At 44.3% G+C, this 7,939-nt stretch carries 7 protein-coding genes and 1 pseudogene; 3 read left to right on the plus strand and 5 right to left on the minus strand.

The annotated features are described in order from the left end of the window. Genes GOM71_RS13730 through GOM71_RS13740 form a run of 3 tightly spaced genes read right to left on the minus strand, consistent with a single transcriptional unit; the run spans nucleotide 1 to nucleotide 2,846 of the window. Nucleotides 1-843 (minus strand): SDR family NAD(P)-dependent oxidoreductase, encoded by an 843-nt coding sequence (locus GOM71_RS13730; protein ID WP_156281981.1) that lies wholly within the window; start codon nucleotides 841-843, stop codon nucleotides 1-3. A gap of 36 nt (nucleotides 844-879) precedes the next feature. After that, a complete protein-coding gene (locus tag GOM71_RS13735; protein WP_156281983.1) occupies nucleotides 880-2,349 on the minus strand; it encodes a serine hydrolase domain-containing protein in 1,470 nt (489 codons plus the stop codon). Then, complete coding sequence (locus tag GOM71_RS13740; protein WP_156281985.1) at nucleotides 2,346-2,846, minus strand: hypothetical protein; 501 nt, start codon at nucleotides 2,844-2,846, stop codon at nucleotides 2,346-2,348. The genes GOM71_RS13735 and GOM71_RS13740 overlap by 4 nt, the downstream gene beginning before the upstream one ends. 548 nt (nucleotides 2,847-3,394) lie before the next feature. Between GOM71_RS13740 and GOM71_RS13745 the strand changes: the two genes are divergently transcribed. The 3 genes and pseudogenes from GOM71_RS13745 (at nucleotide 3,395) to GOM71_RS13755 (ending at nucleotide 4,805) form a co-directional block, all read left to right on the plus strand. Continuing rightward, nucleotides 3,395-3,850 (plus strand): histidine phosphatase family protein, encoded by a 456-nt coding sequence (locus GOM71_RS13745; protein ID WP_253944837.1) that lies wholly within the window; start codon nucleotides 3,395-3,397, stop codon nucleotides 3,848-3,850. Then, nucleotides 3,748-4,317: pseudogene (locus GOM71_RS13750) on the plus strand (IS1595 family transposase); the annotation flags it as partial. The gene GOM71_RS13745 and the pseudogene GOM71_RS13750, both read left to right, overlap by 103 nt. A gap of 77 nt (nucleotides 4,318-4,394) precedes the next feature. Continuing rightward, nucleotides 4,395-4,805, plus strand: coding sequence for a YhfM domain-containing protein (locus GOM71_RS13755; protein WP_156281987.1), 411 nt, complete (start codon nucleotides 4,395-4,397; stop codon nucleotides 4,803-4,805). 244 nt (nucleotides 4,806-5,049) lie between these two features. Here the strand turns inward: GOM71_RS13755 and GOM71_RS13760 are convergent, their stop codons facing one another. Further along, a complete protein-coding gene (locus GOM71_RS13760; protein ID WP_156281989.1) occupies nucleotides 5,050-5,838 on the minus strand; it encodes a nucleotidyltransferase domain-containing protein in 789 nt (262 codons plus the stop codon). A gap of 177 nt (nucleotides 5,839-6,015) precedes the next feature. Continuing rightward, on the minus strand, nucleotides 6,016-7,200 hold the full coding sequence (locus GOM71_RS13765) for an MFS transporter (protein ID WP_156281991.1): 1,185 nt from the start codon (nucleotides 7,198-7,200) through the stop codon (nucleotides 6,016-6,018). Nucleotides 7,201-7,939: the final 739 nt, after the last annotated feature.

The raw sequence follows: 7,939 nt of genomic DNA on the forward strand, positions 1-7,939 counted from the left end.
TCATCTCCTCCTTCTCAGCAGCGCAGGCGCGACCTTATCCCACGCCCCTCGCAACAGCACAGATGCCAGCTGGCCGCCAAACAGCCACCAAGGCGCATATTTGGCGCGTCTTGTGTACATTGACTTCGCGATCGTTTGCGCGGCATGGACGGCGCTCATTGCGGGCATGTTGCGATAGGCTTCAGTCGGCAAAATCATTGGCGTTCGAACTAACGGCAAGTAAATCGAAGTCGTCGCTATGCCTTTGGCATTTAACTCCGGAGCAATCGACCGCAGCCATACGTCAAACGCCGATTTAGAGGCTTGATAAGCCGACCAATGCGGAATCGGAAGCAGCGACGCATTAATCGTCGAAACGTTGATAATATGCCCCTTTCGCCGCTCCAGTTCAGGCAATGCCGATAACAGCAGCTGTACGGGCGCCAAATAATTAATCGCCATCGTCCGTTTGAAATCATGATGACGGTCGAGCGAATTCCAAATCGACCGTTTGATCGACAGGCCCGCATTGCTGACAATGATATCGAGGCCATCGGGAAGCCCGTTCAAGTTGGACAGCAGCTCTGCCATTTCATCCTCATTCCGCAAATCTGCGCTATATACGCTTACTTTGGCTTGCTCCCTCTCGATATGCTGCTTCATGGCGTTAAGCTTGTCCGCTCTCCTGGCGACCAGGATGAGATGCGCCCGGCATGGAGCAAGCAAATAGGCGAGCTGCTCGCCAATTCCCGAGCTTGCTCCTGTAATTAATATCGTTTTGCCCTCTGCTGCGAGTGCAAGCTTTCTTGAATGCAACCGCACCGGCGGAAATAAAACTTTTTCCAGAAGACTGGATTTCGGCATTATTCTGTTCCTCTCTTGACGTCATTGGTCACTGCCTTATCGCTTCTTGAAACGGATCCATACCATAGCGTGCAATAATCCGAGCGCAAACAAAGCGATCGACCCAAACAGCAAGGCATGTCCTGCTCCCGCCACATAATGAACGATTAAAAGCCAAGACGAATCCGAAATAACGGGAATCTCAATAAGAAGCGCCAGCGGTATTCCTATATGAAATAGAATCAACATAAGCTTGACCGCTTTCCGCTTCACACTCCTTGCATTGTGCCTGCGTATGGAGCGGACAAGCGAATAAACGGAAGCCAGAATAAAGAGAAGTTTTGCAAGGATGAGTCCGTTCAAATATAAATCTAAAGGGCCAAAATGGACTAACAGCGGAAAATTCGGGCTGTATGTATTCAGAATGACATCCATTATTCGATACGAGATTTCCTCATACGCGCTGCCGTACACCATTGTTTTTACTGCATCATTGGTGTTCATCAGCACAACCAGCCCCCAGCCGGTCGAAGGATGAATGATAATGTCGCTGTGAAAATTTTCCGTATCCCCGCTGTGCGTAAGCTTTGCAGAATCGGTAAACCATCCCATGCCATATGGAAACGCGGACGTCCTTATGTGCATCGTTTCCATTCCTTGCTCGCTTAAAATACGGTTGTCCTTATAGCTTCCTCCATTTATTTGCGCGATCAAATAATGCGTCATGTCTTCCGCTGAGGCGCTCAAGTATCCGGCAGGCACATTGAATGGCCGAATTTTGGGAGTTGTCGGCATCGTCCAGCCGAACAGCGATTGAAAACCGCTGGACAATCCGTTCTGAGCGGCATCATTGGCATCGGCAAAACTGTTGCGCATCTCCAATGGCCCAAAAATATGTTTCTCCATATATTGTTCGTAGGACATCCCTGACGCTTGCCTTACAATTTCTCCTAATATTATATAATTTGTATTCGAATACTGGAAAGTGCTTCCTGAAAATTTATCTGTTTTACGGTTCAGCTGTTCTCGAAGCTCCGATTTTAGCGATCGTTGCGAAACATACAAGATAGACCTCCCATCGTTCGTAGACAGCCCGCTCGTCTGGTTTAGAAGCTGCCGAACGGTTACAAGACGAGTCTGTGTGGAATCTTCCGCCGCTAACCAAGGCAAATAGCGCTGTACGCTCGAATCTAAATCGACCGCTCCCTGCTCTGCAAGCTGCATGATCGCTAAAGCGGTAAACGACTTGCTGACTGATCCGAGAATAAACGGCGTTTCCGGCGTTACGGCTCTTCCGCCTTTATCCGCTATGCCGTAGCCTTTTAGGCTAATGATTTGGCCGCCTTTTACAATTCCAATCGCCAAGCCGGGAATATGGAAGTCTTTCATCCCCTGCTTGATAAGCTTATCGATTTCTTGTTCGTCAATGACAGCTTCTGGTCCCGATTCCAAAGCCTCTGCCGGCAATGGCGGGCTAGAAACAAACAAGAGCAACAAAGCAAGTACAATTGCAATCAACGCTCTCATCGTTCAAAAATCGAGTAATCGGATACGGCAATTACAGCGATCCGTTCCTCTTCCTTAATAAATTCAATGACACGCTTGTTTTCCTTATCTAAATAACCTTGAATAGATAAGCCCTCATAATTCCGCTCATAATAATTCGGCCCGTATACATCAGCGATTCGCTCCGCTTGATCGCCAATCTGCAAACCCTTGGCCGTCAGTTGTCCGGCTTCCACGTTAATTTGGACAACTTTCCCTCCATAGAGCACATAATTGTATCCGCTGTATTGAAATACGCTCTCTCCTTTCTTCGTCTCTAATCGCAATTCCGGCTCGCCTAGCGCGGCGAGAACCTCTTGCTCCGATGCGTTAAATCGGTCCAGTTGTCCAAGCTCCGAGCTTAAATCGGTGCTTTGAACCGCAGCGGCGAGATCAAGCGGTGAAGATTTAGATTTTTCCGTCTGTCCGCAAGCTGCGATGATAAGAACAACTATGATTGCCATAATCACTTTTTTCATAGCTCAATTCCCCAGTTCATATCTATTGATTTTTCATTCTGCTTCTATTGGTCGGCAAACGAGAAAAGGTTCACTTTCTGTACAAAATAAAAAACGTGCTGTCCCAAAAGTCAGTAAATTGACGATGAGACGGCTTATTTGGTTAAACAGCAACCTGCGCATTTCGAATGTTCTTCCGATCGTCATTGCTCGGGGATTCCTGTGAATTAACGAGATGCGGTTGGAATCCCCTCACAAAAACGACCGCTGACGCTTCTCCAGAATCATTCGAATTGCTCCGATTGCCTTTAACCTGTTTATTAAATTGTTAGCTATGAAAGTGGTTGGTCAGGGGAGGATTGTAAAAACTCGACTGGAGGAAGCAATCGGTTCTAAACTAAGCTGTCTGTTCTCAACGGATATGACCTATGATAAACTTAGGTTATCAAAATTTTCCAAATAAGAAATAGACATTGATTAAGCCTTGATATTGGGGGAGCTAACATATAATTCATGTAATTAGGCACGGTCAAACCGACTTAAATATAGAGCGGAAAATGCAAGGGAGAATGGGATTGCCGTTAAATGAATACGGATTAGAACAAGCACAGGGATTAAGAGATGAACTCAAAAATATAAATTTTGATTTTGTATTTTCATCCCCGCAAGAGAGAGCCATCCAAACTGCCGAAATAGTTACTGGACTTAAAGCAACCGTAGATGAAAGGCTCGATGTCTATGATTTAGGAGAAGCTGATAGAGTACCTATCAACGAACTGAAGATGTCTGGACCATTACCTGATACAAATGTATATAAAGGGGTTGAAGACCCAAATGAAGGAATACCTACTGATGGTAATATTTTAAATTCTCATCAGATACTGGATATTACAAGACTTATAATTTTGGCTATGTTTAACCCGAAATGGACGAAACCTATTTCCTGTTCTCTGAAAAAGGCAAGCGGAATATCGTTGAACGTAAGCCAAGAAAACGTGGCGGAAAATCCAAATATCGTGGCATAAGCAACGACCAGGTTTGCGTCCTCGTAGCCCGTGACCGTCAGAAGATGACCTACTCTGGCGTTCTTGGACGTGGGCGTATTAAGACCACGAAGTTGGATGAAGCCATTGGCGGAAATCTATCCGACTCAAACGTGCTTTGCACGGATTCGTGGAGGGCATTCAGCTCTTCTGCGAATTCAAAAGGTTTGGCTCATTACCGATTCAAATCCGATGGAACGCAGCGTGTCAAGGGCGATTACCATATCCAAAACGTAAACAGCTACCACAGTTGCTTGAAGAAATGGATGGACCACTTCAATGGTGTAGCAACCAAATATTTGCAACATTATTTGGCTTGGTTCCGTTATATAGACAGCAAGGAATATGAGAATACCTCATCGAATAAGAAGAATATGTTGGTCAAATCGTGCTTGTTTACTGTGAACTACACGAATAAAAAGCTTCGGCTGTCTGCTTATTCTTGGTAACGGGAAGTTTTGCGCAACTTCTAAAGGAATTTTCCCGTCAGTATATATGGTAACTCTAAATGCAGGAGGTGAGTCCCATGAGAAAAGCACTGATTACTGGATTTCTTCTATTTTTGATGATTATTTTAGTGTCATGTGACCAAAATAAACCAGCTAAGCAGAATCTTAATCTACATATTAGCAAGTCTGATGGACAGGGCTTCTCTATTTATAAGAAAATTGAAGACAATGAAACAGTAAATAAGATTATGGATATTTTACAAGATGTATCTTGGGAAAACGCAATAGTATCTATGTCACGGCAGCCTGATTATAAAATACTAACTGTCAATACAGACCCCACAGTTTCGTATGAACCAGTTACTTATGCTTTTTGGCTAACACCAAACAAAGACTCTTTAGAAGTAATTATTGAAGGACAATCACAGTATGGAAAAGTTTCAAGAGGGAACTCAAAAGTGCTTCTGTCTATTCTGGGAACGCCATGATTCATAAGGGTTAAGCTAACGGGAACGATAGCTCAATAAACCGCCTTATTCACCAAGGCGGTTTTCTTATGCTCAAAAATCAACATTAGAGTTTAACATAGCTAAATTGTTAAATAACAAACAAAAAGAAGCCATCTCTTATTAGAATGAAGGTACGACCCAAACATCCAAAAAGGAAAGGCTTCTTATGTACAAAGAATATACCATGGATCAACAGCGAGCTGTTACTCTGGCGAGCATACGCTTAAATATCCAATATAGGTACGGCTCTCCCATCTGTCCAGTTCATTTGGCTGTCGAGCATAAATTGAACGGTCCAATGGTGGCCCTGTGTATACCAGTTATGAAATGGAATAACAGCCTCATACAATCGCTCTACCGCCTCCGGGCTTTTCAGTTCTACAACATCGTCAACCATCTGCACAAACCGGTCCGGCTTATGGCTGACCTCTTCGAGCACGCGATTAAACCATTTGTACGAAGGAAACAGCGTTTCATTATAAGCGAGTATTAATCTGCCCGCAAAAAACGCATAATTGGTCAAACAGTAATCGATAAGCAGCTTGTTGTTTCTTTTTAACCCTTCATAGTAGTACCACTTCCACGTCTCGAATTGCGCGTAAAACTTGGTCATATTTTCTTCCTTCTTATCGACCGGATAGTTGGAAGCCTCCGCGACCAGCTGTTCCAAGCCTTCGACACGGGAGAATGTGACGAAAGCATCTTTAAATGCAAATTTGGACGGCTCATTGCCAGATTTCGCAACGTTTTTTATATAATCAACCGATACAACTTTACCATCGACATAACCGCCTTCATAAGAACAGGACTCCGTCTCAAAATAGCCGAGATCATTAGCCGCTTGCGCTTTAGCATAATGCTCGTCGGTGAGCACGATAATGATGTCGATATCGGACGTTTCATCTGCATAGCCGTGCGCAACCGAACCTCCGATAATAATGCCCGCAGTTCCTTCCCGGTTCTTCAATTTGTTCGTAATCGCTTCAATTGCTTCTTTATGATGCGGATACATGCCGTTCCCTTCTTTCTTCGTTTTATATTAATATTTATATTAATTGATTAATATATTATCAATTTCATCGTAACATATTTATAAACCTTTGCAACATTAACCTGCAAGTTCGATCGCGATAACAACAAAAAAAGCCTATTGTTCCAATGAACAGCAGGCTTTTTCTTTCGAAACGCACTAGGCAGTCCGTTCCATTTGCTTCTGAATCGGCTGCTTCGCAGGCCGCCGGGCTGCAAACAACAGAACCAAGCAAAGCAGCGCGAAGATTACCATAAATATAAATCCTAAATTATAATCGCCAGTCGCATCCTTGACCATCCCCAGCACAATTGGAGGGAAAAATCCGCCGACGCCGCCTGCCGCCCCGACAATGCCAGTCACCGCTCCGGTATTTCCGGAGGACACCTCCGGCACCATTTTGAAAACTGCGCCGTTCCCTAAACCAAGCAGCGCAGAAATAAACAAGCATAGGAAGCTGAATGTATTGAACTGTTCCAGCGAAAACGACAATGCAAGCGCGGATGCCAATATTCCGGCAAACACGAAAGTCAGCACTTTTTTGCTGCCGAACCGATCCGCCAAGTATCCGCCTGCCGGTCGGATAAGCGTTGCGACGAGAACAAAACCAGCCGTCTTCATGCCCGCGTCTAACGCGCTTAACCCGAACAAATCTTTCAAGAACGTCGGCAGATATACGCTAAATGCGACAAAGCCGCCGAACGTTAAAAAATAATAAATCGATAATTGCCAAGTCGTTTTGTATTTCAACACGGATAATGACTGCTTCATCGTCTTTGGCTCGCCTTGAACCGCGGGATCCTCAGTGAAGGTATAGAAAACGACAGCCATTACTGCGATAACGATTGCTAAACTGAAGAATACCCAAGGAAGACCGTATTGCTCTGAAATCGTAGGGATAAGAAAATTGGCTCCTGCCCCGCCCAAATTGCCAAGCCCTGCGATGCCAAGAATGAAACCTTGTCTTTGCGGAGGGAACCATCTGGATACAAACGTCAGCGATACTGCAAACGTCGTACCGGCCATCCCGATAAACAATGCGCAAACGAGCATCCATTCATAGGAATCAACAAGCCCTGCCGCAATCAAAGGCAAGATCAAAAACAGCATCGTAATCGTAAACACCTTTTTGCCGCCGTAACGATCCGTCAATATCCCCATTGGAATTCGCATAATGGACCCCAGCAATACGGGAGTCGCAATCAGAATGCTTTTCTCGAGCGTGCTCAATTGGAACAGCTCTTGAATCTGACTGGCAATTGGAGAAAATACGGACCAAATAATGAAGGATACGGTCATCGCAACCGTCGAGAATAGAAGCGCCTTGGTTTGCTTCGTTGTCATTAGATTTCATCTCCTAGCTTGCTTCTCTATATATTTTCTTTCTGAACTCCCGCCGTCCGCGTTATCCGTCAGCATGCATCTCCTGCATCTGTATGTCATCTCCTTCAACTCGCAAACGGTTTCCCTTGCGAAACTTCGACTCATTGTCAAGTTTTATAATCACGGTTATGTTATATAAAATAACATTAATTCTTATATATCTACTTTACCGCATTATGACGTATAATCACAACACTTTTTTGTCAGGTAATTTGACATTTGTAAGAAAAATAATCCAATTGTGAAAATTGAATTCACATTCGTTCGTTTTTCTGCCAGTTATTGCACATTTTCGGGCTCGGAATTGCATAGGACTTCCAATTTCTTCGCACTGAAATTATTCGCCTCGAGAAGCATGTCAATATACCTGTCACCCGAAAACTGCTGCCGCTAGTGAAACGCAAAAAACGCCTTCAGAGAAGGCGTTCATTGTTTTTAACTGCAATATAGTTTACATGGATTTTGGATCGGCTTGCTTCACTTAGCGATAACGCTGCGGGACAGCTTAATTTCCAACCAATCCGCCGTTTTCGGTGACGTAAAATAGTCTGTGTACCATGATCTGGAGTCTTCCCAGAACATAAAAAAGTAGGGTATCCTCGGGATTGCGACATCACCAAGAGGAGGACCCTACTCGATGATTAATATACCCGAAAATGCATTTAATGATCTACTTGAAAATACTGTTACCAAATTACTG

It is taken from the genome of Paenibacillus sp. NEAU-GSW1, assembly GCF_009737085.1.
Taxonomy (GTDB): Bacteria; Bacillota; Bacilli; order Paenibacillales; family Paenibacillaceae; genus Pristimantibacillus.

Bases quoted from the DNA above. Each gene is read 5' to 3' on its own strand.
- GOM71_RS13730 (WP_156281981.1), bottom strand. From the start codon at position 843: ATGCCGAAATCCAGTCTTCTGGAAAAAGTTTTATTTCCGCCGGTGCGG.
- GOM71_RS13735 (WP_156281983.1), bottom strand. From the start codon at position 2,349: ATGAGAGCGTTGATTGCAATTGTACTTGCTTTGTTGCTCTTGTTTGTT.
- GOM71_RS13740 (WP_156281985.1), bottom strand. From the start codon at position 2,846: ATGAAAAAAGTGATTATGGCAATCATAGTTGTTCTTATCATCGCAGCT.
- GOM71_RS13745 (WP_253944837.1), top strand. From the start codon at position 3,395: ATGGGATTGCCGTTAAATGAATACGGATTAGAACAAGCACAGGGATTA.
- GOM71_RS13755 (WP_156281987.1), top strand. From the start codon at position 4,395: ATGAGAAAAGCACTGATTACTGGATTTCTTCTATTTTTGATGATTATT.
- GOM71_RS13760 (WP_156281989.1), bottom strand. From the start codon at position 5,838: ATGTATCCGCATCATAAAGAAGCAATTGAAGCGATTACGAACAAATTG.
- GOM71_RS13765 (WP_156281991.1), bottom strand. From the start codon at position 7,200: ATGACAACGAAGCAAACCAAGGCGCTTCTATTCTCGACGGTTGCGATG.